Annotated in this window: 23 protein-coding genes; 8 read left to right on the forward strand and 15 right to left on the reverse strand. The window is 63.8% G+C overall.

Annotated features, from left to right (window positions below; genetic code table 11):
* Positions 1-3 precede the first annotated feature (3 nt).
* A complete protein-coding gene (locus tag ACAG21_RS14295) occupies positions 4-1143 on the reverse strand; it encodes an amidohydrolase family protein (protein WP_370496761.1) in 1140 nt (379 codons plus the stop codon).
* A gap of 210 nt (positions 1144-1353) precedes the next feature.
* Here ACAG21_RS14295 and ACAG21_RS14300 point away from each other — a divergent pair, with 210 nt between their 5' ends.
* On the forward strand, positions 1354-3813 hold the full coding sequence (locus ACAG21_RS14300) for a CoA transferase (RefSeq protein ID WP_370496762.1): 2460 nt from the start codon (positions 1354-1356) through the stop codon (positions 3811-3813).
* Complete coding sequence (locus ACAG21_RS14305) at positions 3806-4408, forward strand: TetR/AcrR family transcriptional regulator (RefSeq protein ID WP_370496763.1); 603 nt, start codon at positions 3806-3808, stop codon at positions 4406-4408. Before ACAG21_RS14300 ends, ACAG21_RS14305 begins: the two co-directional genes overlap by 8 nt.
* Here the strand turns inward: ACAG21_RS14305 and ACAG21_RS14310 are convergent.
* From ACAG21_RS14310 to ACAG21_RS14325, 4 genes are all read right to left on the reverse strand, one after another.
* Positions 4405-4761 (reverse strand): hypothetical protein, encoded by a 357-nt coding sequence (locus ACAG21_RS14310; protein ID WP_370496764.1) that lies wholly within the window; start codon positions 4759-4761, stop codon positions 4405-4407. The genes ACAG21_RS14305 and ACAG21_RS14310 overlap by 4 nt on opposite strands.
* A 292-nt stretch (positions 4762-5053) precedes the next feature.
* Positions 5054-5962, reverse strand: coding sequence for an SDR family NAD(P)-dependent oxidoreductase (locus ACAG21_RS14315; protein ID WP_370496765.1), 909 nt, complete (start codon positions 5960-5962; stop codon positions 5054-5056).
* An 11-nt stretch (positions 5963-5973) separates the two neighbouring features.
* Positions 5974-7101, reverse strand: a complete 1128-nt coding sequence (locus tag ACAG21_RS14320) for an acetyl-CoA hydrolase/transferase C-terminal domain-containing protein (RefSeq protein ID WP_370496987.1) — start codon at positions 7099-7101, stop codon at positions 5974-5976.
* Positions 7102-7160: 59 nt separating this feature from the next.
* On the reverse strand, positions 7161-8339 hold the full coding sequence (locus ACAG21_RS14325) for an acyl-CoA dehydrogenase family protein (RefSeq protein WP_370496766.1): 1179 nt from the start codon (positions 8337-8339) through the stop codon (positions 7161-7163).
* A gap of 160 nt (positions 8340-8499) precedes the next feature.
* On the opposite strand from ACAG21_RS14325, the gene ACAG21_RS14330 reads away from it, so the two are divergent.
* The gene (locus tag ACAG21_RS14330; protein WP_370496767.1) at positions 8500-9210 is read left to right on the forward strand and encodes a hypothetical protein; all 711 of its coding nucleotides are present in this window, start codon (positions 8500-8502) and stop codon (positions 9208-9210) included.
* Between the two features lie 45 nt (positions 9211-9255).
* On the opposite strand, the gene ACAG21_RS14335 is transcribed toward ACAG21_RS14330, so the two are convergent.
* Positions 9256-9996, reverse strand: coding sequence for a spirocyclase AveC family protein (locus ACAG21_RS14335; protein WP_370496768.1), 741 nt, complete (start codon positions 9994-9996; stop codon positions 9256-9258).
* Positions 9997-10314: 318 nt separating this feature from the next.
* On the opposite strand from ACAG21_RS14335, the gene ACAG21_RS14340 reads away from it, so the two are divergent.
* Positions 10315-10776 carry a hypothetical protein gene (locus ACAG21_RS14340; RefSeq protein ID WP_370496769.1) on the forward strand — a complete coding sequence of 154 codons (462 nt, stop codon included), beginning with the start codon at positions 10315-10317 and terminating at the stop codon, positions 10774-10776.
* 199 nt (positions 10777-10975) lie between these two features.
* Here the strand turns inward: ACAG21_RS14340 and ACAG21_RS14345 are convergent, their stop codons facing one another.
* Complete coding sequence (locus ACAG21_RS14345; RefSeq protein ID WP_370496770.1) at positions 10976-11641, reverse strand: TetR/AcrR family transcriptional regulator; 666 nt, start codon at positions 11639-11641, stop codon at positions 10976-10978.
* A gap of 166 nt (positions 11642-11807) precedes the next feature.
* Here ACAG21_RS14345 and ACAG21_RS14350 point away from each other — a divergent pair, with 166 nt between their 5' ends.
* Both ACAG21_RS14350 and ACAG21_RS14355 read left to right on the forward strand, forming a co-directional pair.
* Positions 11808-13034: a cytochrome P450 gene (locus ACAG21_RS14350; protein ID WP_370496771.1), complete on the forward strand. Its 1227-nt coding sequence runs from the start codon at positions 11808-11810 to the stop codon at positions 13032-13034.
* A complete protein-coding gene (locus ACAG21_RS14355; protein ID WP_370496772.1) occupies positions 13031-13255 on the forward strand; it encodes a ferredoxin in 225 nt (74 codons plus the stop codon). The genes ACAG21_RS14350 and ACAG21_RS14355 overlap by 4 nt, the downstream gene beginning before the upstream one ends.
* A 10-nt stretch (positions 13256-13265) precedes the next feature.
* On the opposite strand, the gene ACAG21_RS14360 is transcribed toward ACAG21_RS14355, so the two are convergent.
* The 5 genes from ACAG21_RS14360 to ACAG21_RS14380 form a co-directional block, all read right to left on the reverse strand.
* Complete coding sequence (locus tag ACAG21_RS14360) at positions 13266-13781, reverse strand: MaoC family dehydratase N-terminal domain-containing protein (RefSeq protein ID WP_370496774.1); 516 nt, start codon at positions 13779-13781, stop codon at positions 13266-13268.
* A 66-nt stretch (positions 13782-13847) separates the two neighbouring features.
* Complete coding sequence (locus tag ACAG21_RS14365; RefSeq protein WP_370496775.1) at positions 13848-15041, reverse strand: acyl-CoA dehydrogenase family protein; 1194 nt, start codon at positions 15039-15041, stop codon at positions 13848-13850.
* A 176-nt stretch (positions 15042-15217) separates the two neighbouring features.
* The gene (locus ACAG21_RS14370) at positions 15218-17368 is read right to left on the reverse strand and encodes an acyl-CoA dehydrogenase (protein WP_370496776.1); all 2151 of its coding nucleotides are present in this window, start codon (positions 17366-17368) and stop codon (positions 15218-15220) included.
* Positions 17369-17471: 103 nt separating this feature from the next.
* Entirely contained in the window at positions 17472-17717 is a 246-nt protein-coding gene (locus ACAG21_RS14375) for a hypothetical protein (RefSeq protein WP_370496777.1), read from the reverse strand.
* Positions 17714-18865: an amidohydrolase family protein gene (locus ACAG21_RS14380; protein WP_370496778.1), complete on the reverse strand. Its 1152-nt coding sequence runs from the start codon at positions 18863-18865 to the stop codon at positions 17714-17716. Before ACAG21_RS14380 ends, ACAG21_RS14375 begins: the two co-directional genes overlap by 4 nt.
* A gap of 216 nt (positions 18866-19081) precedes the next feature.
* On the opposite strand from ACAG21_RS14380, the gene ACAG21_RS14385 reads away from it, so the two are divergent.
* Positions 19082-19891, forward strand: coding sequence for an SDR family NAD(P)-dependent oxidoreductase (locus ACAG21_RS14385; protein WP_370496779.1), 810 nt, complete (start codon positions 19082-19084; stop codon positions 19889-19891).
* Positions 19888-20808, forward strand: coding sequence for a TIGR03619 family F420-dependent LLM class oxidoreductase (locus tag ACAG21_RS14390; protein ID WP_370496780.1), 921 nt, complete (start codon positions 19888-19890; stop codon positions 20806-20808). Before ACAG21_RS14385 ends, ACAG21_RS14390 begins: the two co-directional genes overlap by 4 nt.
* Positions 20809-20826: 18 nt before the next feature.
* On the opposite strand, the gene ACAG21_RS14395 is transcribed toward ACAG21_RS14390, so the two are convergent.
* The 3 genes from ACAG21_RS14395 to ACAG21_RS14405 are packed head-to-tail and all read right to left on the reverse strand — an operon-like array spanning position 20827 to position 24666.
* Positions 20827-21963, reverse strand: coding sequence for an acyl-CoA dehydrogenase family protein (locus ACAG21_RS14395; RefSeq protein ID WP_370496781.1), 1137 nt, complete (start codon positions 21961-21963; stop codon positions 20827-20829).
* The gene (locus tag ACAG21_RS14400) at positions 21960-23453 is read right to left on the reverse strand and encodes a class I adenylate-forming enzyme family protein (RefSeq protein WP_370496782.1); all 1494 of its coding nucleotides are present in this window, start codon (positions 23451-23453) and stop codon (positions 21960-21962) included. Before ACAG21_RS14400 ends, ACAG21_RS14395 begins: the two co-directional genes overlap by 4 nt.
* A gap of 58 nt (positions 23454-23511) precedes the next feature.
* Positions 23512-24666, reverse strand: a complete 1155-nt coding sequence (locus ACAG21_RS14405; protein ID WP_370496783.1) for a thiolase family protein — start codon at positions 24664-24666, stop codon at positions 23512-23514.
* Positions 24667-24725 lie beyond the last annotated feature (59 nt).

Consider the following 24725-nt stretch of genomic DNA (forward strand, 5'->3'; position numbering starts at 1 on the left):
GGTTCAGATGCTTTCGGGCGGAACGGGCGGGACAGCGGGGAACAGCTCGAAGAACGTGCCCTGGGTGATGCGCAGCCGTGTCTCTTCGCTGACCCCGTCGAACAGCGTTTTCAACGTGTCCTGTGTGTGGCCGAACGTACCCTCCATATGCGGGTAGTCGCTGCCGAACATGACGTTGCGGTAACCCATGTGATCGAAGGCCGCCACGGCGGTCTCGTCGTGCTGGAACGACGCGTAGACCTGGCTGTACAGGATCTCTTTCGGATTTCGGCTGAGCTTGGGCCGCACCGCCATGTGGTGCTGGCGATAACCCTCGAGCAGCCGGTCGCCGAGGAACGGGACCCACGTGGCACCGCCCTCTGAGATCAACACCTTCAGATTCGGGTGCCGATCGAGCGCGCCGGAGGCCACCATTTTCATCGCCGCCCGCTGCCCGGAGAACGTCGTCTCGGCGTAGTTCATGATGGCGCCACCCGGACCGCGGTAGACCTGACCCGCGCCACCGCTCACGCTGTTACCGGCCTCGACGGGCACGGGATCGGTGCCGATGTGGAAGGCGATCACCATGCCGGCCTCTTCGGCGGCGCCCCAGAACGGCTCCCACTCCTTCCGGTGCCAATCCGGCGCGCTCGGGTGCGGAGTCGTCGGCAGGAAAACAGCCTTGAAACCCTTGTCAGCCGCCCACAACAGTTCATCCACCGCATCGTTGACCACGAGCGTCGACACCTGCGCGGTGACCACGTAGCGCGGCGAGACGGCCGCAATCTCCTCGAGAGCCCACTCATTGCTGGCTCGCATGCAGGCCTTGAGCAACTCCGGTGTGCGGAACGTCGAGGCCCACATGCCGAGCGAGGGAAAAATGACCTCTCCCCATACACCTTCGACATCCAGATCACCGAGTCGCGCGCGGGCGTCTCGCACGCCCTGCGGCTTCGAGCTCAACTCAGCGAAGGCCACCATCGCCGAGGACGGCAGCTTCCGGCGAAAGATCTGACCGTCGACGTAAACCGTCTCGTACTCGCCGTCCGGATCCTTTTCCGACCGCGGGCATAACGCAGCCAACCCTTTCGGCAGTCTCGATTGCCAGAGGTCGTCGGGTTCCAAGAAGTGCGAGTCGCCGGAATTCGTCCAGATCTTGGTCATGCGGCCCTCCACGATGTGCCTAAGCAGCGCGAAAAATGACTTTTCAGCAGGCTATGGCGGGGACGGCCTGCGTGTCAACCAACGATCGCCGAAGACGCCCTGGATCTGCCGGGCACGGTTGAGTATTATGCGATCGACATCACAAAGATGCCGGTCAATACGATCGTGGATGAAAATCTGATTTTCAATCTTTCGAAGGAGTGCCGTTCGATGCCAGTCTCCGTCGGAGCCCAGGCCGCCCCAGGATCGGTGGAACCGCTCGCCGGTATCCGCGTCGTCGACCTGTCCACCACGCTGCCCGGGGCGGTGTGCACTCAATTCCTGGCCGACTCCGGGGCAGAGGTTTTGATGCTCGAACCGCCCGGCGGCAGCCCGCTGCGTTCGCTGCGCGGCTGGCCCGCGCTCGGACGCGGCAAGCGCAGCCGAGTTGTCGATCTCAGGTCCAGCTCCGGAGCCTCCGAGCTGGACGAGGTCCTGCGCGACGCCGACGTCGCGTTGACAACTTTTAGCCCAGCCGCGCTCGCGGATCTGGGCATCGATTCCGAGGCGCTGCTCGCACGTTATCCGCAGTTGGTGATCGCCCACATCACCGGTTGGGGCCGCAGCGGGCCGTGGCGGGACTTGAAGGGTTACGAGGGACTGGTGCTCGCCAAGGCCGGTCTATCGCATGCTGTGCGTAGGATGGCCAATCCGCCGCGGCCGTCGTATGTCTGCGTTCCCTATGCGGGCTTCGCCGCGGGACACATTGCGCTGCACGGAATCCTGGCCGCGCTACATGAGCGCGACCGCAGTGGCCGCGGGCAGATCGTCGACGCTGACCTCGTCCGCGGTGTGCATGCCATCGATGCGTGGAATTGGTTCGGGGAGATGGTCGGCATCCGGTGGCCGGAGGCCTACAACACCGTGGAGGCCTGGACGGAGGAGGGTACTCCACAGAGTCCGATGCTCTTGGCGCTACTGGCCGCCCCCACCAACGACGGGCACTGGTTGCAGTTCGCCCAGGTGTCACCGCATCTGTTCGGGGCGATGCTGCATGAGTTCGGCGTGACGGAACTTCTCGCAGACCCGAAGTGGAAAGGCTTTCCGGCACTGGAAAATCCGGAGCTGTACAAAGAATTCTGGTCGATCCTGTTGTCGAAAGTCGGCGAGCGCACCCTCGCCGAATGGCAGCAATGTTTTTACGACAAGCCGGACCTGTGTGCCGAGTTGTTCCGGTCCGGACCTGAGGTCTTCGATCATCCTCAGCTGATGCACGAGGGGCGGTCGGTGGTCGTCGAGGATCCCAAGTGGGGGCCCGTCCGCCAGCCGAGCAGCCTCTTTCACACCCACGAAGGGCCGCTGCGCCGACCCTCTCCGGCGCCTCGACTCGGCGACGGCGGGAACATCTGGGCGACTGATCCGTCAGCTGTGGAGGCCGCAGGCGACACCAGCTCGACACCGCCGCTAACGGGCATCACCATTGTGGAGTTTGGCGAGATGTTTGCCGCCCCCTACGCGTCGAGCGTGCTCGCCGACCTCGGCGCACGCGTCATCAAGTTCGAGAACATTGATGGCGACAACATCCGCAACCTCCTGCAATTTCCGGAGGCGGCCGGTGCAAAGGTGATGCAGGGCAAGGAAAGTATCCAGGTCGATCTGCACACCGACGAGGGACGGGCGGTTGCTCACCGGCTCGTCGCATCCGCCGACGTTGTGCTGCAGTCCATGCGGGCCGGTGTCGTCGACAGGCTGGGCATCGGTGTCGAGACACTGCATGCGATCAACCCCGACCTCATCTACGTGTCGGCGCCCGGCTACGGCGTTGACGGACCCTTCGGTGCTCGTCCGGCGTACGCGCCCAGCATCGGAGCGGCCGGCGGCGTGGCGCTGACCAACGCTCCGGACGCCGCGTGCATTACGTCATGCCTGGAAGACGTCATGTACCACGTGCCGCGGGTAACGAGCGCCGGAACGTCACCGGAATTGCAGAGCGACGGCTTGGCCGCCCTCGGTGTCGCTTCCACCATCCTCACCGCACTCGTCGGGCGCGACCGCGGCCGCCCGATCAACGATGTGCGCACTTCCATGCTTGCCACGGTGACGCACGCCCTCACCGACTGGGTGGTCGACTATGCGAATGCTCCGCAGCCTCTAGTGCCCCGACACGACGGCAATGGGCTGTCGGCGCTCTACCGCATCTATGACACCAGCGAGGGACGTATATTTCTGGCCGCGCCACAGGCGAAGGAATGGCAGCCGCTCGTGATAGCACTGCAGGATTTCACTGATCTCGCACATGAACAACGCTTCTCGACGCCGGAAGGGCGGGTGGCTGGTGACGACGAACTCGCCCGGTGTCTCGAAGCTGCATTCAGCAAGGAGTCTGCCGCGTTCTGGGAGAGGCATCTCGCAGCGGCGGGACTCGGGTGTGTGGAACTCTACGAGGGCGCTCCGGCGCGGCTCATCCAGACTGATCCGCAGCTGGCGGCCGAATACGCAGTGACTGCCGTCAGCCCCGTCTTTGATGAGCACCTGCGGCTTTCGCCGCTGGTCGGGTTGAGTCGGTCGGAGATCAGGGCGCCCGGCGGATGCCTGGCCGGTCAGCACACCGTTTCGGTGCTGCGGGAGTTCGGCTACGATAACGAGACGATATCGAAGTGGCAGGATTCCGGTGTAATTCATTGTGGCTGAGAGTAAGACGCTCGATCGCTCATCGGAGCGACAGCACATCATCGACGCCGCCTACCGTTGCCTGGATCGCAACTCCGAGGCCTCGGCATCCATCACCGAGATACTCGATGAAGCCGGTCTCGGCACGCGCGCCTTCTACCGGAACTTCAGCACTAAACACGATCTTCTGTTGGAAATGTTCCGTAGGGATCGCGAGGCGGTGCAGGCGCAACTGCGCGAGGTCGTGGCGAGCGCCGGAACCCCGGTCGAGGCGCTGCGGTCGTGGATGACCCATTTGTTCGAGCTGGTGTCGAATCCGCGCAAGCGCAAGATGGTGGCCATTTTCTACTCCGAGGAGCTCCGACGCACCCCAGGTTATGCCCGCGAACTCGAAATCGTCATGGCGGCCGATCAGGCATCGATCGCCGCGATCCTGCACCGGGGCAAAGCCGAAGGTATCTTCACCGCATGCACTCCGGAGGCGGATGCTCGGTCGATTCGCGCGGCTTTCGAGGCCGCACTTCTCGATAGGTTTCAACGAAAGTCGACAGCAGACGCGGCTGACGAGGTCGAACAGCTGCTGGGCTTCGTGCTGCGCGGTCTGGGCGCCGCTTAGCCTTTCAGCAAGGGTGCGAGCTTCGTGCAGATCGTCTGCACGTGCCGCAGCGCCCACTCCTCGGATATCCCGCCCAAGGACGCCCAGAAGAACACCGCTTCGGTGGGCGAATCGGCGATCATCGTCCGCACCTTCGACGCCATGGAATGTGGTGTCTCACACCAGAAATAATCGAGAGCCCCGGCTTTTCGTCCGCGCAGACGGTCCGGATCCACGGGGCGAGGTGGTGGCCGTCCGGTGCCTTCCACCATGTGCTTGCGGTATGAATCGACTTGATAGGCAAGGTGTTTGGATACCACGGGCCAGTCTGCCTCCGGATCGTCGCTGACCCACCCCTGCACCGCGCCGGTCATCCTCGCGGTGCTCGCCTCGTGGCCACCCTCGGACAACCCCGCCCGGTACGGCTCCCAGAGGCGGCCGTCCGCGCACAGCAAGCCCTCGCCAAGAAGTCCGGCCCGCCTCGCCCCTTGCGGTCCTTGATAACCCATCCAGATCGGTGGCCGGGGCTGGCCCGGTCGGGGTGTGACCCCACCGGGCCAGCGCAGCAGTGTCTATGGGCCATCGCAGTGTACGGCGACACGCGGCGGGCTCGCTGGCGTTGAAGTGCAGCGGCCGCGCCATAGTCAAAACTTCGCGTAAGACGGATCAGGAGCTGGGCAAGGGCCCCGCCAGGCCTCGTGGCGAGGTCCCATACAGCCAACTGACCGCCTGGCCGATCTCCGAAAAGGCCAGCGATACACCATCTTTAGCACGATAGTTGGCAGTAGACTCGGTGAAGCCCTCGATGCGACTGAGCTTATGACCATTGACGCGCAGGATCTGGCCCGTCAACCAGCCCGACTCCGGCCCCTGCATCCACGCGACCACTTCTGAACTGCGCGCCGGGTCCAGTGCGGGGTCGGCGGCCCGGTCGCCCTTGAAGAAGTCCTCGCTGATCCGGGTGACTGCCAGGGGCGAGATCGCGTTCACTGCAACGCCGTAGCGGCGCGCCTCCATCGCCGTGACGACAGTGAGGTTCGCGATGGCGGCTTTGGCGGCGCCGTAAGCACTCTGGCCGACATTGCCCCACAGGCCGGCACCGGACACCGTGTTCACGATCCGCGCGTCGATTTGGTTCCCGGCCTTGGATTGAGAACGCCAGTACTCGCATGCGTGTTTGGTGACGGCGAACGTCCCCTTGAGATGCACCGCGATCACCGCGTCCCAGTCGTCCTCTGTCGCGTTGGCAACCATGGCATCTCGCACAATGCCTGCGTTGTTCACTACGCCGGTCAGGGTACCGAAGGTAGAAATGGCCGTGGCGATCATGTCCGCGACGTCGCTCCACGAGGCGACCGAACCGGTATGAGCGATGGCCTTGCCACCGTTGGCCTCGATTTCGGCGACGACCTCGCCGGCGGGACCGGTGTTACCCGCGGAGCCGTCGCGGCTGACGCCCGGGTCGTTGACGACGACCGCGGCGCCGTGCGCGGCCAGTGCTAGGCAGTGGCCGCGTCCGATACCGCGGCCGCCGCCGGTGACCAGGATGACGCGTCCGGATAGAGGTCCAGTCATGGGTGCTCCCTTCATTCGAACAGCGCGCCGATGAGTCGCTTGCGCTGGTCCCAATCGGCGCCGCGCAGGTCCGCGTGGCGTGATTCGGTCACGATGACATCGATGTCGTACGCGGGTGTGGATGCCGGCCTGCTCAACTGCTCGACGAAGGGGGAGCGGCCGTTCACCGTGGACGGGACCGCGATAATCGACAGGCCGCCCCGGCTCATGCTCGCCGCGGCGCAGTAGTCCGGGTGTCCGCCGATGCCGCCGACGATTTTCTCGCTGACCCCCTCGACGTTGATCTGACCGAACGGATCGATTTCGAGCGCGGTGTTGACCGCGACCAGTGGAATGCCTCGAGACAGCCGGGTCAGGTCGTGGGTGTAGTCGATGCCGTGCAGGATCGGCTTGCCGTCGGCCCAGCGATAGAGCAGGTCGGTTCCGAAAAGGTATGTGGCGCTGGGAGTCCCGATGAGCAAACCGCGACAGGCGAGGTCCACGACGGCATCGGTCAACAGGCCGGTGTCGATGCGAAGTGGCCGTTGCGTGCGGTTGAGCAACGCCGTGCCCAGCTTGCCGGGGCCGTACTGCAGTCGCGCACCTTCAGGTACAAAACGCAGCACTGCGTCGGCCAGGGCTTCGTGGACCGCGTCGGGAACGACGCTCGGCATTTCGACGGGACTCTCTGAGGTATGGCCGACGAACTCAATCGCCTCGGTGGCCAAAGGTGGGCCGGCGTCGGCGAGTGGGGCGTTCGTGTCGGCGATTGCGAAAACGGCCGTACCGGCGTCGACGATCTCGCGTTGCCAAGACACCTCAGTGCTGAAATGAAAACGGCCTGCCCGGTCCACCACGCGTGTGATGAGTACTTCGGGACGGAGCACACCTGTCATCAGGGCAGGGACCGAACTGAGCCGCGTCGGGACGAAACGTGCTGTCGGAGAAGTCAGTATCTTCCGTACGCCCCAGCCCGGCATGATCGCGACGACTTCCGCGAAAGCACCGGACTCCAGTCCGTGCATGGGGGAGGGCAACCAGCCGACGACGAGACGAACCCCACCGATCTCGCGCGCCAACGCGCTGAGCGTGGCACACACCGAAGCCCCGTCGTCGGTGCACCGCGGCGCGCCGACACCGTCGCCAAGCGCGACGGTCATGCCTGGGCGCAGCTTGTCCCGCAGTGCCGCAGAGAATTTCGTCTGCAATAAATCGGTAGTCACCGCAGCTCTTTTGGAAGACCCAGTATCCGCTCGCCGAGAATGTTGCGCTGGATCTCACTGGTGCCGCCGAGGATCGTCTGCGCCCGTCCGACCAGCATGGCGCGGACCAACTCGGCTTCGTCTGAGTCGCCGGAAGGGTCGACGCAGACATCTGTGCCGAGCACTTCAGTGGCGAGGTCGCCGAGGTCGCGATCAGTCTCCGAGGTCATCAGTTTGAGGACCGAGAAGGCGGACGAGGACGTGTCGCCTTCCGCGATCGCGCGCTCCCACGTGAACCGCAACAGCCACGTTCGCGCCCACAGCTTCGTCATCGATTGAGCCAGAATGGGATCTAGCTGATCGCGGTCACGGGCCGCCTGCAGCATCCGATCGAGCAGCTTGAACATGCCGACGGCTTGGGAACCCAGCGTCAGCCGTTCGCGGCCCAACGTGACCATGGCGATCGCCCACCCCTGGCCCTCCTCGCCGATCAAGCAGTCATCAGTCAACACGACACCGTCGAAGAAGACCTCGTTGAACTTGCTCTCGCCGTCCATCTGCCGAAGCGGCCGCACCGAGACACCGGCAGAATCCATCGGAACGATGAACATGCTCAACCCGCGGTGAGGCTCCGGTCCGGTGCGGGCGAGCAGCAGACCGAACTGGGCCGAATTCGCGGCCGAACTCCAGACCTTCTGTCCATCCACGCGCCACCCGGACGCGGTCTTCTCCGCCTTGGTCCGCAGGCCGGCCAGGTCGGACCCCGCACCTGGCTCCGAGAACAGCTGCGTCCAGACGTGGTCTCCCAGTCGAATGGGCTCGAGGTAGCGTGATCGCTGCTCCTCCGAACCGAACTTGATAAGTACCGGTCCGACCAGGTCGATGGCCGTGATCGCGAGCTGGCGAGGCACCCCGGCTCGAGCGCATTCCTCGGCGAACAGCGCCTGATAGGCAACCGACGCGTCGGCACCGCCGAATTCGACCGGCCAATGCAAGCACACGTAGCCATGCTGGGCGAGGTATTTGTGCCAGGCGCGGCCGGGATCGATGTCGTCAGCAGTCGGCGTCGGGCCGTAGTTCCGAAGTCCCGGCGGTTTCGGCGCGCCCTCCAAAAACGCGCGGAACTGGGACCGGAGCCCCGTGATGTCGCCGCCCGCCTCGTCAGCTGACGTGGAGGTATGTGCCGTATTCGTCAAGAACCGATTCCTTGGCGTTGAGGAGGATCATCCTCGGCTGCGGTGCATCCGAGACTTGAGCCAAAATCGACAAACATTTAGTTATTTTAGTAGTGTAATCACCGGCCTGCCGCCCGGGCAAGGCGGCTGCGCAGCAACGCGAGGAGACAGGCGGAGTGCAATGGACCTGAAACTGCAACGGGCGGCGGTGTGGTGCGGAGTCGTGGCACTGGCGTCGTTCGGATTGTTCTTCTTTGTGATCGCGGGTTTGATTCCCCCGCTGTCACCGACATCGAGTGCTGAACAGATCGCGGCCACCCTGGTTCAGAACAAGCTGCGCATCCGGCTCGGGCTCGCATTGTGTATGTACTTCGTCGTGTGGTTCATGCCGTTCCTTGCCGCGATTTGCCTGCGGCTGCGGCAGATCGAAGGCAAATGGGGCGTGCTGTCCATCACGCAGATCTTCTCCGGTGTCGTCTTCGTTCCCGGTTTCGTCTTCCCGATGATGATTCTCGCGACAGCGACGTTCCGCCCCGAAAAGCGACCAGTCGAGATCACCCAGACCCTCAATGACATCTTTTGGTTGATGTTCGTGGGGATCGTTGGAACGTTGGTCGTGCAGGCGGCGGTGTTGGCGATCGCGACGTTCATCGACCAGCAGAACCCGCCCGTCCTTCCGCGCTGGTTCGGGTACTTCAACATCTGGTATCTGGTTCTGGCGACTCCGGGGGGCGCAGTCATTCTCTTCAATGACGGACCGCTGGCTTGGAATGGGGTCTTCGCGTTCTGGATTCCGTTGGTCGCGTTCAGCGTGTGGATCGTCGCCGCAGCCGTCGTCATCTTGCGATCGATCTCGGCGCAGACCGCAGGGTGCGAGGCCGTCGCTGAGTGAGCGGCACCGGGGAGACGGATCCATTTTTCTTTCGGGCCGTTGACATCACGGTACCAACGTGGACGGCTCCCCGAACGCAAGGCGGATCAACAGGCAGGGAGTAACCAAGAACAGCCAGTAAGTGACGTTGAACGTGAGCACCCATGCCACCGCGCGCAGCGCATCCCGCTTGGCGCCTCGAGGGAGTTCCGAACGAATGATCATGTTTTCGAATCTCGGCCGTCCGTTGGAACCGCTCCAGCCGATGAGAAATGCCGTCACGGCACCGAACAGCCCGAAGGGAATGTTCGGGTAGAGCAGAGGCATCGTCCCTGCATCCGAGTGCATGGCTGGACCGACGGTGTCCACGTAAGTCCAAAATCCCAGAGTGGCTACCGAGATGTACTCCGTCACAACGTTGAAGAAAATCAACACTGGTCCAGCCGTGATCAAACTTAGCAACAGGGGGTGTAGCGAGGGCCACCGTCTACCAACGGACCGCTGGAGTGACAGCATGGACAAGAACGCGGTCGCCATGAAGACGGGATAGGCAACGAGGTTGATCACAGGTTTGTCGGGTGTCGTCAGCGGGGTTGGTCCCCATGGCAGCATGTGAAAGTCGGGATTCCACTTCAGATACGCGCCCCAGTCGGCGTAGAACTCCTGCCAGAAGATGCTGAAGCCGGCGATCGCGAGCAACCCAGCGTAGCCAAGCTCACCTCGGCGGCGAGTACCTGCGATCACGTAGACGCACAGCGCCACGAAGCCCGCTAGTTGGAAGGCTTCGAAATAGACCGGGCTTACCATAAAATTAAGTTTCTCACTTCCCGCCGAGACCAATCCGATACATAGTTAACTATCTTACTATTTAGGTTAACGTGAACCACCCGAGTTTGATGGAGGTTCGCCAGTTTCAGTGGACACCTGAGATCGCGGGGCGAGCATCGACGTTGTCGCGCAGCAGTTCTGGCGTCAGCTCTCTGGCGGTGAACCCAACTGCTAGCGATGTGGCCTATGGTTGTCAGACCACCTTCCCGGCACGATCTCGACAAATAACTGTTTAGCGTTGCGGGCGTGCCGTTTACGAGCGAGGCGGGTTGGGGAAGCCCGCGGGTAAGAGATGTCATGAATGAGTTTTCGCAAGCGCGACTGACCGGAGACGCGTTCGCGCGGCTGCTGGACACCCAGACCGAGTGTGTTGTCAGCTGGATCGACGGAAAGGGCCGACCGGTTTCCGCGGTGCAGACATACCTGTGGAGACAGGACGCGCTGTGGGTGACCGCGTATCGCGACCGACCTCGGGTCAAGGCGTTAAAGGTAGACCCGCACAGCGCAGTCTGCGTGTCGAGTGCGGGTACTGAATTGCCTGTCCAGCAGATGGCCAGCGCCCGCACACTGGCCGTCGTACACACCGACGGCAGCACCGGGGGTTGGTTTTACCCAGCGTTTTGTGAACGCGCTTTCCCTCAGATATCCGAGAAAATGGCGGTTCTGCTTGCCAAGCAGGATCGGGTAATCATCGAATTGCGGCCGCAGACGTGGAATACGTTCGACGGCAGTAGATTACGCGCCAGCGTGCGCCGGTAGATATCGCGCCTGGGAGGTATGGGCCTGCGGTGCGACCGCGCTGCGTGCGACCAGCTGTAGGGAAGTGTTGTGGTGGTGAGCGCCGATGTCATTGGTCGACTCCGCCGATCGCGCGCAGCAGCTGTTCGCCAGTTCATCGAAACCTCTCACACAGTCTCGCCGATACCGAACGCGACAATTCCCTGGACATCGCTACTAGTCAGCGCGATCGGCCGGCGCGATCAGGCCCAGCCTGCGGCGCGATCGCACCTGGGAGGAACGCGCGCAGCAGGCCCTCATCGCCGCCGACGTCGGGACTTCCCGGGTCCTCGATGAGGCTGAATGCGATCCGAACCACCCAGTGAGCCATTTGATGCGGCGATACGTCGGTGCGCACTTCACCGGGTGCCGCGGTGGCGAAACGAGTGGCCAATCCTTCGACGATTTCGGTGCGCCATGCCTCGGAGCGCTCCGCCGCGCGATGTGTTCGGGCCAAATCGGGGGGCGCTGTCATCGACAGCATGGTGGGGCTGCTACGCGCGGCACGAAGCCCGGCCATCACTCCGTTGATCAGTCGGTCGATGAACGGACGATCCTCGGCGAAGTAGGGATCCGCGGCCGCAACAACCAAGTTCGTTGCCTTGACGAAGCACGCCGCGAGGATGGCGTCCATGTTGGGGAAGTACGAATAGACGGTGGTGCGGTGGACGCCCGCCTTAGCGGCCACGTGCGTCATCTTGGTTCGACTTGGCCCGCGCTCGGCGAAACACGCTTCGGCCGCTTCGATGAGCCGGTCTCGCGCGTCGTCTTCCGTGAGCGGGAGGTCAGCCCCCCACGCCGGGGCGCGGTGCCTGCCCGTCCGCTCCGCCGAATCGAGCGTGTTCATCGCCAACCGCTTTCACCGTTGTGTTGACTGTAGGCTACATCACTCAGTAACGTGTGGTCCGAACTACATAATGCAAAAGACTGTAGTTATTGCTGATCTGGAGCGGCTTCTCCGGTTGCGGCGAACCGCAGCGAGGCGGTCAGGACTCATCGAGGAGGATGCATTCGTGTCGACGCCAACGGAGACTTCGGTTGCCGAGACTTTCGACCACCACTCGCCAGAATTTCGGGAATCGGCGCACGAATCGCTGGCCGCGATGCGGTCGCGTTGCCCGGTGGCACATTCCGAGCAACACGGCGGCTTCTGGACGTTGCTTGACTACGAGTCGGTGTTCGAAGCCGCACGCAACGATGATCTCTTCAACTCGTATCCCTCGGTGGGAGTGCCCGCGAGCGGTGCGCCCTTCCCCATCCTTCCGATCGAGTCGGATCCGCCGCTGACGCAAAAGCTGCGTCAGGTCACGATCAAGGCGTTCTCGCCGGGACAGGCCGAGGTGCTGCGCCCGCACGCTCGCCGCATGGCCAGCGAGATGGTCAACGGGTTCATCGAGCGCGGGCACTGCGATATCGTCGGCGAACTGACGACGCCGATGCCGGCCAAGCTGATTCTGCTCATGCTCGGTTTCGACGGATCTAAGTATCTGCAATGGGTGCACTGGGTGCATTCCATGGTGCACGACCGCACGCACGACCAAGAGAAGGCCGGTACTGCGGTCATGGAGATGTTCGGCGAGATCTACAAGAACATGACCGAGCGTCGGGAGAGCGGCGACATCGGGGACGACGTTTTCGGCCGAATACTCGGCGGGCAGATCGATGGAGTCCCCATGGACGACACCCAGATCCTCATGTACACGGTGCTGATGATGCTGGGCGGAATGGACACCACGAGCGGGCTGACCGGCAATGTGCTATTCGAACTGACCCAACGCCCGGAACTGAGACAGCAGTTGATCGACGACCCGAATCGGATCAGGACGGCGACGGATGAGTTTCTGCGGCACTGCACGCCGACCTTGGGATTGGCGCGCACAGTGTCCCGTGACGCCGAGTTCCACGGCAGCCAACTGCAGGCGGGGGACCGGGCGATTCTGATGTGGGCGGCCGCCAACCGTGACCCGGCCGTCTTCGAGGACCCCGACACAATCCACCTGGATCGCGAGAACAGCCAGAAACACATGGCTTTCGGTGTCGGAATGCACCGGTGCCTTGGATCGCACCTGGCTCGCGTGATGTTCCAGGAGATGCTGAGCGAAGTCCTCGAGCGGCTCCCGGATTACCGCCTCGATGGCACCCCCAAGCGTTTTGAAGACGCCGGTGAGGTCTGGGCGATGCGCGAACTGCCCGTCGCCTTCACTCCCGGCCCTCAGGTAGATGTCGGTGGCGACCAGTGACCGCCCGCATCGAATTCGACGCCGAACACTGCGTCGGTCACGCCCTGTGTGCGGCCGCAGGACCAGACGTCTACCACCTCGACGATGCCGGCTATTGCATCCCGCCCAAACGAGAGTTGGCTCCTGAGTTCATCGATCAGGCCTACCGAGGTGCCGACGCTTGTCCTGAGCGAGCTATCACCGTCATCGACGACTGCTCCACGAAGGTCAGCGGTCACTGACCGAGCCCAGTCAAGGCTTGCCGTCATCGACGTCATCGAGCGTTCCGCTCCGGACCAACCGAGTGGGGGTGTACTCGAGGACTTCCTCGTCGTGTTGGTTGCGGACGCTGACGGTGCTTGCCACCATGCCGCGGTCCGGCTTCTTCGTCGCGCGGGATTCGGCGATGGTGACCACGGCGTGCAGCGTGTCGCCGACGTGCACGGGCCGCCGCGCCGTCAAAGTCATACCCAGGAAAGCAATTCCGGTTCCAGCGAATGCCAGGGTCTGTATCACCAATCCCTCGGCGAGGCTATAGGTCAGGGCAGCTGGGACTAGTCGACGGCCGTTGCTTGCCACGACATCTGACGCGTCCAAGAAGAGTGGTTCGGTAAACCCGGCCCAGGTGACGAACTGGACGAAATCGGATTCGGTGACCGTGCGGCTGCCGGTCCGAAAGGACAAACCGACCGGGAGTTCCCGCCAGGTGCGTCCACGGTGCAGGTAAGGCGCCTGATCGGTCGGCGACGGGGCAACCGGATCTCTCATTGGATTCTCCTTCGTTCATATGATCGCGCGACGACGCGGCATCAGTACGCCAGAACCTGGGACTCGCTATCGCTCCTGGGTGCCGGCCGCCGTGGGGCGCTCCCCGCGATTGGTTCCCGCGGTGGCACTGAGCTGACGGCTGATCACCAAACGCTGAATTTGATTGGTGCCCTCGAAGATCTGCGTGATCTTCGCCTCGCGCATGTACCGCTCGACTCGGTATTCGCGGGTATAGCCGTAGCCGCCGAGCACTTGAACGGCATCGGTGGTCACCTTCATCGCGGCATCCGTAGCCACCAGTTTGGCGACCGATGCGCCCCGTGAATACGGCATGCCGGCATCGCGTCGCCGCGCGGCGTCGAGGTAGGCCGCACGCGCGGAGTCGACGGCGGCGGCCATGTCTGCCAGGACGAATCCGAGACCCTGATGGTCGATGATGCGCCGGCCGAACGCGGTTCGCTGCTGCGCGTACGAGACTGCCTCGTCCAGCGCCGCTTGGGCGATGCCGACAGCGACCGCCGCGATGCCGAGCCGTCCGCTGTCGAGCGCGCTGAATGCGATGGATAGGCCTTGGCCTTCCTCGCCGATGCGTCGGTCCTCGGCCAACTCGACTGCGTCGTAAAAGGCCGACGTGGTGGGCACTCCGTTGAGCCCCATCTTGTCTTCTGGCGGACCGAATGTGAGCCCTGCGGTGTCACCGGGTACCAGGAAACAACTGATGCCGCGGGAGCCTTCGCCGGTGCGGGCGAAGAGCGTGTAGAAGTTGGCCAAAGACCCGTGTGTGATCCACGCTTTGGTGCCGGTGATCGTGTAGCCGTCGGCGGTGCGCACCGCTTGACACCGGAGGGCGGCGGCGTCGGATCCCGCGTCGGGTTCGGACAGACTGTAGGCGCCGATTGTGGCGCCGCCGAGCATGTCGGGGAGCCACCGCCGGCGCTGGTCTTTCGAACCGAATGTCAGCAACGGATGGCAGGCGAGGTTGTGCACGCTGACGGCCACTGCCACCGCTGCCCAGCGCGCCGCCAGCTCTTCCAACATCTGGAGGTACACCTCGAACGGTTGCCCGCCACCGCCCCATTCGATGGGTTGCGGCAGGCTTAGCAGCCCTGCGTCACCCAGTGTCTTGAAAACCCCTTCGGGATAGGTGTGTTCACGTTCGTGGCGATCGACGATGGGCTCAAGAACCTTGTCGGCCACCTGTCGCACCAGGTCGATAAGGTCGTGCGCTTCCGGTGTCGGCAGCAGTCGCTCGACGGTCACGGTCCTCTCAAGCCTCCTTGCGGACTGGTCAAAACCCAGCACTTCCGAATATCGTTATATAAATATTGCATTTTAGGGGTATCGGCTGGGCCGTCGAGAGGCTGTGTCAGCCAGAGTCTTCGATTAGCATGTGGGTCCGATCCCGACAATGGCACACGCCATGACCTGAGTTCGTTCTACCGTGTTGAGGGCTCGCGCGGTAGTCCCAGAAGTCGTTCTGCAACAAGGTTTCTGATGATTTCTGACGTGCCCCCGGCGATGGTCAAGCACCGGCTGAACAGGTAATCATGCGTGACCTCGGGTGCGCCGCCCGTGAGCAGAGCGGGCCTGGCGATGCTCAGCGCCAATTCCGCTATCCGCTGAGCATGTTCGGCGCCAACGATTTTGACGATGTTGCCTTCAACGCCTGGGCCTGATTCGAATACCGCGCGGGCGGCTTGGCGCATGTTGAGGGCCGCGATGCCGTAAGCCTCGATGAGCAGGGCGCCGACTTCGCGCGCGAGTCCGCGATCATTTACGCCGTGACGTCTCATCAGACCGAGTAAGGATTCGGCCTCCATGGTGACCGAACCGCCTCCGATCGACACCCGCTCGTTGCCCAGCGTCGCCATGGCGACCGTCCAGCCGGCGTCGACAGCTCCGACGACATCGCGATCAGCCACAAGAACTTCATCGAAGAAGACTTCGTTGAACAGTGTCTCGCCCGTGATCTCGGTGAGTGGGCGAATGGTAACCCCGGGCGCGGCAAGATCAACGATCATCGCCGTGATGCCTTTGTGTTTGGCGGCGTCGGGGTCAGTGCGGACCGTGGCCAGACCACGCTGGCAGTTCATTGCGTCGCTGGTCCACACCTTCTGTCCGGTGACCAGCCAGCCGCCGTCGACGCGCTTGGCGCGTGTGGAGACCGCCGCAGCGTCAGATCCGGCACCGGGCTCGCTGAACAGCTGGCACCATCGCACATCGCCTTCAAGGCTTGGCCACATCAACCGCTCGATCTGTTCGGGGGTGCCGTGCTGCAGCAGGGTGGGCACCACCCATTCGCCCAGGCCGAGACTCGGCTTGTCCAGCCCGGCGAGTACCTCCTCGATCACCAGCTGTTCGACGGAGTCGGCGCCGCGACCGTAAGGCTTCGGCCAGTGCGGCTGCAAATATCCGCTTCGAGCCCAGAGCTTTTGACGGTCTTGTTCGTTCGTCGTGGCGAGATCGGCGCGAAACCGCTCGGCTGACTGCCGGTATTGCACGGCCTCGGGCGGCAGGTCGACGGAATTGCGTCGGCGTAATCCGCCGTATTGCATGTCGTAGACCGCGTCGCGAAGCGCCGATTGGTCACCGAAGAATGCATGCAGCACCGTCGCGCGTCGGACGTACAGGTGGGCATCATGCTCCCAGGTGTAGCCGATGCCGCCGAGTATCTGAACGGTCTTCAATGACACCCGCTGGTAGGCCGGCAACGCGTGGCCCGCGGCCATGGCGGCCGCCAGTTCGGCTTCACTGCCGGTGGCACGCGCTGCATCCCAGACGACACCGGTTGCCAGTTCGGTGTCGAAGAGCATGTTGGCGCAGTGGTGCTTTACGGCTTGAAATGACCCGATCGGCCGGCCAAACTGCTCGCGGGTGGCCGCGTAGGCCGTGGCCATTTCGGTGCACACGGCAAGGCCACCGGCGGCCTCGGCGGCCGCGAGCAAACGCAAGGTCTTCAGAGCCGGCGAGGCCGCCCCCACGAGCGTATCGGCGATCGGTGCCGACGACATGGCAACCGCTGCAATGGGTCTCATCAGCTGATCGACGCTGTCGGTGCGTCGAGCCTCGACAGCGTCACCCGCCGGGACGATCAGCACATCCTGTCCGGCCCACACCAGATACAGATCGGCTCCCGGCTCGGCGAGCGCAGGGACGGCGTCAACCGGCGCACGCGACCCAGTCGCGATTGCATCGCCCGCATAAGCGATGCCGGCGATGACATCTCCGGACACCAGTCCCGGTAACCAACGCGCGCGCTGTTCGTCGGTGCCGAATTCGGCAATCACCGATGACGCCGCGGCCGTCGGCAGGAACGGGCCGCCGAGCGCGGCACGGCCAAGCTGTTCGAGCACGATGGTGAGCTCGGGCAGGCCATAGCCCTGGCCACCGTACTTCTCGTCGAGGTGCATCCCGAGCCACCCGGTCGACACGATCTCTTTCCAGAGAGGATCGGTCGACCACCAACGCTCGGGCACATTCGGACCCAGAAGGATCCGACGTGCGGCTGCGATACCTCCGCGGCCGGACACCATGGCGCTGGCGACCTCGGCGAGGTCGCGATGGTCTTCGGTTATCGCCAGCGGCACGGGCAACGCTCCATTCTGTATCGACTCGATGGCTAGGCGCGCTCAGCACGCCTGAACAAGGTCCTCACGGTGTCCTTGGGACCGAGTCACGCCGGAGTACCAGTCACTGCTCGTTGAGGTGTGTGCTGTATTCGTCCCGGATGGATTCCATCGCGTTGAGACGACGTGACAACAGCGTGATTTCGGGCTGATCATCAGAATTGGCCGCGTCCAGCTGGCTCAGCCGCGCCTGCGTGCGGCCGATCTCCTCTACGAGACGCCCTCGTGCCTCGTCCTTTGTCAGCAGGTCCTGATCGGTCCAGTCGGACAGCGGCAGCTGTTCGACCGGGTCGACGCCATCGGCGGTCATGCAGATCGTGGAAAGTTGTACAGCCTGCGCGTGTTGAGCTCGACCATTTGATGGACCTCGTCATCGGGTACGTCCTTGAACGCCTGCGCCGCGCGTTCTCGGCTCTGCGGCCAGAACGAGTCCGAATGCGGGTAGTCGCACTCCCACGTGATGTTGTCCAGCCCAATCTTGTACCGCGACTCGACACCGAAGTCGTCCTCGATGAAGCAGCCGTGGAAGTGGCGCCGGAATAAATCGCTGGGCAACACCTCTTGGTTGATGTTCTGGTAGTGGCGGTGTTTGCGCCACACGCTGTCGCAGCGTTCAAGGATGTACGGAAGCCAGCCGATACCACCCTCGGATAATCCGATCTTGAGCATCGGATGCTTGTGCAGCGCATGGGAGAACAACCAGTCCGTCAACGCACCCATGCTGATCGTGCCCATCAGCACGATGAAGACCGCAAACGGCGCATCCGAAGCGATCGGTGGGGGGAAGCCGCCGGAACCGAAGTGCTGGGCGAGCACCAAGTCGGTCTCCTCGAATGCCGACCACAGCGGGTCCCAGTGATCGCTGTGCAGCGACGGCAGCCCAAGCCGATCCGGCAGGTCAGGGAAGCTGACGCACTTGGCGCCCTTGGCGGCCATCCGGTGAAGTTCCTCAATGCTCGCGTCGAGGTCCCAGAACGGCAGGATCGCGACGGGCACAAACCGGTCCGGCGCGGTCGCCGCCCACTCGTCGATGTGAAAGTCGTTCCAGGCCTTGGAGCACAACAGCGCGAGCTCCTTATCCTCACCCTCGGCGAACACCGCGCCGGCGAACCGGGGAAAGGACGGAAAACAGGTCATCGCCTGCACACCATCGATGTCCATGTCGGCAACCCGCGCCTTGGCGTCGTAGCAGCCCGGAATCATGTCGTCGTAGCGAACCGGTTCGATGCCGTACTCCTCGGGCTTTTTGCCAGCCACCGCATTGAGCCCGATGTAGGGATATATGCGGCCTTCGTACTCCCACACCTGACACATCTGGCCGGTATCCGGCCGCTCCCACTCGATGATCTTCGGACCCGCATCCAGGTATTTCTGGGGGAGGCGGTCGCTCCACACCTTGGGATGCTCGATGAGGTGGTCGTCGACGGAGATCAGCTGCATCCAGGGCTGCAGGGGCATCGGTGCTTCCTTGCGGTTCGAGGGACAGGCAAAACAGAAAAACATTTAGTTATTTCTGAGTAGTGTAGTAGCCTCTCGGACGATGCGGCAAGCGGCCCTGGCCAGCATGTTGCTGTTGGATGACCAGGCCGACCCGCTACGTCGTAGGACGCGCTGAGTCGGCAGTGGAGTCGGCTGTGGCAACCGCGGCCGCAGATCTGTAATCGGAGGTTAGCCGTGAACTTCGACCTGGAGGGCAAGCGAGCCCTCGTCACGGGCAGCAGTTCGGGAATCGGCGCAGGGATAGCCACGGCGCTCGCTGCCGAGGGGGTGTCTGTGGTCGTCCACGGCCGCAACGCGGAGCGAGTTAACCTGGTTGCCAATGAGATTCGAGAAAGTGGTGGGCGGGCCGCCGCGGCGGTCGGCGACCTGGCTACCGAGGACGGCGCCGCGGACGTTGCGAGAACGGCAGTCGCGGCCTTCGGCGGGATAGACATTCTTGTCAACAACGCCGGCGGAGCGTCGGAAACGGGAGTGCAGTCGTGGTTCGCCCTGCCCGTCTCGGAGTGGGGGGCCACGTATCAGCGCAACGTGCTTTCGGCAGGCTATCTGATTCACGCGCTGGCGCCAGCGATGAAGGAGAGCGGCTGGGGCAGGATCATCCAGATTGCCTCCGCGGCAGGCATCATTCCGACTTCGGGCCAGCCGGACTATGGGCCATCCAAGGCGGCGATGATCAACATGTCCATGGGCTTGTCTAAGGCTCTGGCAGGCACCGGGGTAACGGTCAACACGGTAATGCCGGGCATGATCATGACCAGCGGGCTACGCGAGTTTCTGCGCACCTTCGCCGAGCGCCGCGGCTGGGGCGACGATCTGGACCGCGCCGCGGAATATGTGCTGAAAGGCACCGGGCAGACCGTTCATCGAATCGGCCGAGTCAGCGATGTGGCCTACGCGGTCACAATGCTCGCCAGCCCGAAAGCCGAATTCTTCAGCGGGATGAACTTGCACATCGACGGCGGAGCGACAGGATCGATCTATTGACTTTCAAATTCACCCTCGAATATCCAAGTGACGTTCCGACTGCGAACCCCGAGCTCCGTGATCCTGCGGTCATGCGCGCGATCGCCGGTCAGGCCGAAGCACTCGGGTTCGACGCCATCGCACTGGCCGACCATCCGGCGCCGTCGGCGAAATGGCGACGGGCCGGCGGCCATAACACCTTCGAGCCCGCCATCGCACTGGCCTTCTTTGCGGCCGCCACCACCACGCTACGGTTGATGACGCACCTGTATGTGTTGCCGTTTCGGAACCCCTACCTGGCCGCGAAAAACCTTACGTCCTTGGACATCGTGTCCGGTGGGCGGTTGATCGCCGGCGTGGGAGCCGGTTATCTTCGCTCCGAGTTCGCAGCCCTCGGAGTCGATTTCGACTCCCGAGTCGGCATCTTCGACGAATCGCTGACTGCGCTGCGACGAATCTGGACCCATCCTCAAGAGCCGATTTCGGGATCGAATTTTGCCGCCACCGGGGAAGTGAACCTCGACGCGCCGATTCAAAAGCCCCATCCACCGCTCTGGATCGGTGGCAACAGCGTCGCGACGCTGCGGCGCGTCGTTGAGCACGGCAGCGGTTGGAGCGCCGTGGTCGCCCCGGCATCCATGGCATCGTCGGTCCGCACGGCCGCCATCGAAGGGGCAGAAGACTTTTCACGAGCGGTCGACAGACTGCGAGAGATGCTCACGGCCTCCGGCCGCGACCCGAACAGCGTGCAGATCCAGGTGGCCGCCCCCTCGGTTGATTTCGACGATGCGATCGAAGTATCAGGACTCGACCAATACGTTTCCGCCATGACCCGCGCCGGCGCAACGCGCATCCTCGCCCACGCCGACGCCTCCTCGGCAACGGCGGCCGAAACGTACCTCACCCGCTTCGCCGAGCATTTCGGCATGGCGGCATAAGCAGGCGCGCTCCAGCCGTTACAGAATCTTCGCTTCGACGGCCAGTCGGTCCCAGTGGTCGGCGGGCCGCCCGAACAGCACCTCATCGGTGCAGGCTCGGCGGACGTACAGGTGTGCGGAGTCCTCCCAGGTGAAGCCGATCCCGCCGTGAACCTGCACGTTGGCGTTCGCCACTCTGCGCAGGGCTTCCGAACACACCGCTTTCGCCATACTCGAACGCCAACCCAGCTCGCCGGGCATGTCACCGTCTGCGGCCTGCAAAGCCGCTTGAGAAGCCGAGCGCGCCCATTCGAGGTCGATGAGCATGTCCGCACATTTGTGTTTGATTGCCTGGAAACTGCCGATAGGCCGGTTGAATTGCTCACGCGTCCGCGCGTAGTCCGTCGAGATCTCGAGCACGCGCTCGCACGCACCGACCTGTTCGGCGGTCAGCACCGCTATGGCGAGATCGACTGTGCGTCCGAGGATATCGTCGACGGGATCGTTGCCGGACAGTCGCACCGCCGGCGCGCCGGTGAACGCTAGCGTCGCCATCGGACGGGTGCGGTCGAGCACAGGCTCGCGCTCGGCGCTGACACCGGCGGCGGCAGCGTCGACGAGGAACAATGCTGGTCGCCTTTCGGCGATCGCGGCGACCACCAAATCATCTGCGGCGTGACCGTTCAGCACGTGCCGCGCCACCCCGGTGACGCTCCAGCCGTCGGTGGTGGGCTCGGCGGTGAGCGTTACGGCACCAGGCCGCCAGAGCCCCCCGTTGTCGGTGAGGACAGCCGCGGCGGTGCGGTTACCCTCAACCAGCTCCGCCAGTCGATCCGCCGAGTTAGTGTCCTCGTCGCGCAACTCGACCAGCAGCCCGGTGGCGAGGACCGCTGACGCGAGGAACGGCACGGGCGCCAGCGCCCGGCCCAGCTCGTGGGCGACCACTCCCAGTGCGGTTGCGCCGAAACCGGCTCCGCCGAGGTGGTCTGGCAGCGCGATCGCGGTGACCCCCACCTGATTGCACAGCACCTTCCATAGTTGAATGTCGATGCCGCGCCCGTCGCTGTCGCTGTCGTATGCCACGGCGCGTACCCGGTCTTCGGGTGCCAGTCGCTCACAGGCGGCGCGAACGGAATGCGCGAGCTGTTGACGTTCGTCGACGTCCATCGCCGTCATCGACTTCCTCCTGAGATTTGTTGGACAAGTTCGGATTTCGCGATCTTGCCCAGTCCGGTGAGCGGAAACTCGTCGACGATGACCAGGCGCTCGGGCCACTTCTGTTTCATCAGGCCGCGTTGGTCCAGAAAGGCGCAGAGCTCGTCGAGGGTGAGGTCGCGTTGCCCGGGCGAGCGTCGGACGACCGCGCAGACTGCTTCCCCGCGCAGTTCGTCGGGCTCGCCCACCACCGCGACGGCGTCGATGAGCGGGTGTGCGAGTAATTCACTTTCGATCTCGTCGGGGGAGATGTTCTCGCCCTTGCGGATGATCAGGTCCTTGATGCGGCCGGTGATCACAATGCGTCCGTCGGGGCGCAGGTGGCCCCGGTCGCCGGTGCGGAACCAGCCGTCCGGCGTCAACGCGCGTGACCACTGTTCAGCCTCCACATAGCCCGGTGTCACGATGGCGCCGCGTAACTCGATCTCACCGGACGTGCCGGTCCGAATCTTGGCTCCTCGGACCGGGCGACCGTAAGTGGTGGACTGCTGTTCCTCAGTATCGGTGGCCTCGCTGACGCAAATCATCGGCGCTTCGGTCATGCCGTAGGCGTGCAGGATCGGTACACCCATGTGCCGGCGCACCTTTCGGTGAAGCTCGGGCGGGCAAGGCGCGCCGCCGCCGATCAACATCCGCAGCGAAGGAATCAGCGGTTGGTCGCTGCCAGATGCGAGCTGCGCCGACAGCAGCATTTGATAGAAGGCGGTGCTGGAGCCCGACACCGTGACCCGGTGGGCCGCCAGCAGACGGGGGAGCTGGGCGGCATCGACCTTGGGCACCATGAGCGCCGAGAATGCGCCGATCAAACCGCTTGCTAAATAGAGTATTCCGCCGACGTGGGCTATAGGAAACGCGATCGTCCCGACCTCATTGGCGTGGTTGCCAAGGCCGAGGTGTGCTGTGAAGCCGCGTGCCGCCGCCAAGAGTGTGGCGTCAGTGTGCTTGACGCCCTTGGGACGGCCGGTCGAGCCGGAGGTGAAGTAGATCCACGTTGCGTCGTAGGCTGAGCGTCTTGCGACGAACATGGGGTCGAGACCTTCGGGCATGCCGCGCAGCACGTCGAGGAAGTCGTCGGGCAGCCTGACGACGGGAACATCGGGCGGGGCGTTCACCGCGGTGGATTCGTCGACGACCAAGATGTCGGCACCAGCGATGTCGATCACGGCACGAACCTCGCGCTGCCGATACAGATGGAGCACGGGCGCCTGCGTGACCTGTGTTCGAGCCAGCGCCAGCATCAGGACTGCCGCGCGGCTGTGCGACGGCAATTGCCACGCCACCGTCATTTCGGGTCGGACGCCAGCGTGTGCGAGCCAGCGGGTGCCCGCCGCCGAGAGCGACGCCACATCAGCAACGGTGAGCGTCACGCCCGATTCTTCGCGCAGCAACGCCTGGTTCGGCCGGGCATTTGCAGATTCGTCGAGTAGCCCGGCGATGGTGTCAGCTGTCACTGTCCGGCCTCTTGCCCGTTCGCTCCTCGCGTGTGCGTGGGGCCGTCCGCAGGTTCGCTCATCTCGAAAGGATGGCGACCGCGGCGGTGCCCGGGGATCCGTAGAGCTGAGCCAGCGCGACCCGCGGATCGTTGGGCACTTGGCGATCACCGGCGGTTCCCCGTAACTGGTGGACGAGTTCGTACACCTGCCGTAGCCCGGAGGCGCCCACCGGTTCTCCGTTGGCCAGCAGACCGCCGTCGGTATTGATCGGCAAGCGGCCACCGATCTGTGTGGCACCGTCGTGCAGGAGAGCCTCCTGCTCGCCGTCCTTGCAGAGCAAGGTTTCGGCCATGTGGATGATCTCGGAGCCCGAATCGGTGTCCTGCAGCTGCGCGACGTCGATGTCCTCCGGGCCAATGCCGGCCTGTTCGTAGGCCGCCATTGCCGCTTCCGCGGTGGTGCCCGGCACGAGAGGAAGTTCGATCGAGGTGCGCAACAGTTCGTAGGCGCCCTCACGACGACTGCGAAGCGCGGTGGAGCGTAGATAAATGGGAGTGTCGGTATAGCGCTTGGCAACGTCGGCCCGGCACACCACGACGGCGGCTGCGCCCTCGTTGGGATTGCAGTACATGTATTGGCGCAGCGGAGCGTTGACGACCGGCGAGGCCAGGATGGCCTCGACGCTCATGGGCTTCCGGCGCCACGCATGAGGCGCAAGTGCGCCGTTCGCCAAGTTCTTGGCAGAGACGCGTGCCAGGCTCGGCTCGGTGATGCCGTGGTCGTGCATGTAGCGCATGATCTTTGTGCCGAAGTAGTGGGTGGTCAGAAACATGCCTTGGTCGCCGTACCACTGCGGCAGCCCGGCGACGGCGGGATCGGCTCCGAAGGCGCCGCGCGGGTGTTTGTCGAGACCGACACCGACGGCGATGTCGGCTTCACCCAGTTGGACGTCACGCGCGGCCAAGGTGAGCAGGGAGTTGCCGGTGGCGCAGCCGCTCAGGGTCGCGCGCGCAGGCAACCCGGTCATTCCGGTCAGTCCGGTGACCGCCTCGGGATTGGCGACTTCGAGGCTGCCGGCGTACAAGCTGCCGACATCCGACCACTGCACACCGGCATCGCGGAGCGCACGTCCGATCGCCACGGCGCCCATCTCCAGTGCTGAACGGTCCTCGTAACGACCGAATGGATGGAGCCCAACGCCGATGATCGCGATGTCTGGCGTGCGGCTCATGGTTCTCCTTCGAGATGGCTGGTTGGACTCTGGCGGGCACTAAGTCTATAACTATATAT

It is taken from the genome of Mycobacterium sp. pR1184, from assembly GCF_041287235.1.
Taxonomy (GTDB): domain Bacteria; phylum Actinomycetota; class Actinomycetes; order Mycobacteriales; family Mycobacteriaceae; genus Mycobacterium.

What these genes read in the sequence shown, in the direction of transcription:
- ACAG21_RS14405 (WP_370496783.1), bottom strand. Translation starts at nt 24,666, where the DNA reads ATGAGCCGCACGCCAGACATCGCGATCATCGGCGTTGGGCTCCATCCA.
- ACAG21_RS14340 (WP_370496769.1), top strand. Translation starts at nt 10,315, where the DNA reads ATGAATGAGTTTTCGCAAGCGCGACTGACCGGAGACGCGTTCGCGCGG.
- ACAG21_RS14335 (WP_370496768.1), bottom strand. Translation starts at nt 9,996, where the DNA reads ATGGTAAGCCCGGTCTATTTCGAAGCCTTCCAACTAGCGGGCTTCGTG.
- ACAG21_RS14300 (WP_370496762.1), top strand. Translation starts at nt 1,354, where the DNA reads ATGCCAGTCTCCGTCGGAGCCCAGGCCGCCCCAGGATCGGTGGAACCG.
- ACAG21_RS14375 (WP_370496777.1), bottom strand. Translation starts at nt 17,717, where the DNA reads ATGACCGCCGATGGCGTCGACCCGGTCGAACAGCTGCCGCTGTCCGAC.
- ACAG21_RS14315 (WP_370496765.1), bottom strand. Translation starts at nt 5,962, where the DNA reads ATGACTGGACCTCTATCCGGACGCGTCATCCTGGTCACCGGCGGCGGC.
- ACAG21_RS14320 (WP_370496987.1), bottom strand. Translation starts at nt 7,101, where the DNA reads ATGACCGTCGCGCTTGGCGACGGTGTCGGCGCGCCGCGGTGCACCGAC.
- ACAG21_RS14295 (WP_370496761.1), bottom strand. Translation starts at nt 1,143, where the DNA reads ATGACCAAGATCTGGACGAATTCCGGCGACTCGCACTTCTTGGAACCC.
- ACAG21_RS14380 (WP_370496778.1), bottom strand. Translation starts at nt 18,865, where the DNA reads ATGCCCCTGCAGCCCTGGATGCAGCTGATCTCCGTCGACGACCACCTC.
- ACAG21_RS14330 (WP_370496767.1), top strand. Translation starts at nt 8,500, where the DNA reads ATGGACCTGAAACTGCAACGGGCGGCGGTGTGGTGCGGAGTCGTGGCA.
- ACAG21_RS14395 (WP_370496781.1), bottom strand. Translation starts at nt 21,963, where the DNA reads ATGACGGCGATGGACGTCGACGAACGTCAACAGCTCGCGCATTCCGTT.
- ACAG21_RS14345 (WP_370496770.1), bottom strand. Translation starts at nt 11,641, where the DNA reads ATGAACACGCTCGATTCGGCGGAGCGGACGGGCAGGCACCGCGCCCCG.
- ACAG21_RS14310 (WP_370496764.1), bottom strand. Translation starts at nt 4,761, where the DNA reads ATGACCGGCGCGGTGCAGGGGTGGGTCAGCGACGATCCGGAGGCAGAC.
- ACAG21_RS14360 (WP_370496774.1), bottom strand. Translation starts at nt 13,781, where the DNA reads ATGAGAGATCCGGTTGCCCCGTCGCCGACCGATCAGGCGCCTTACCTG.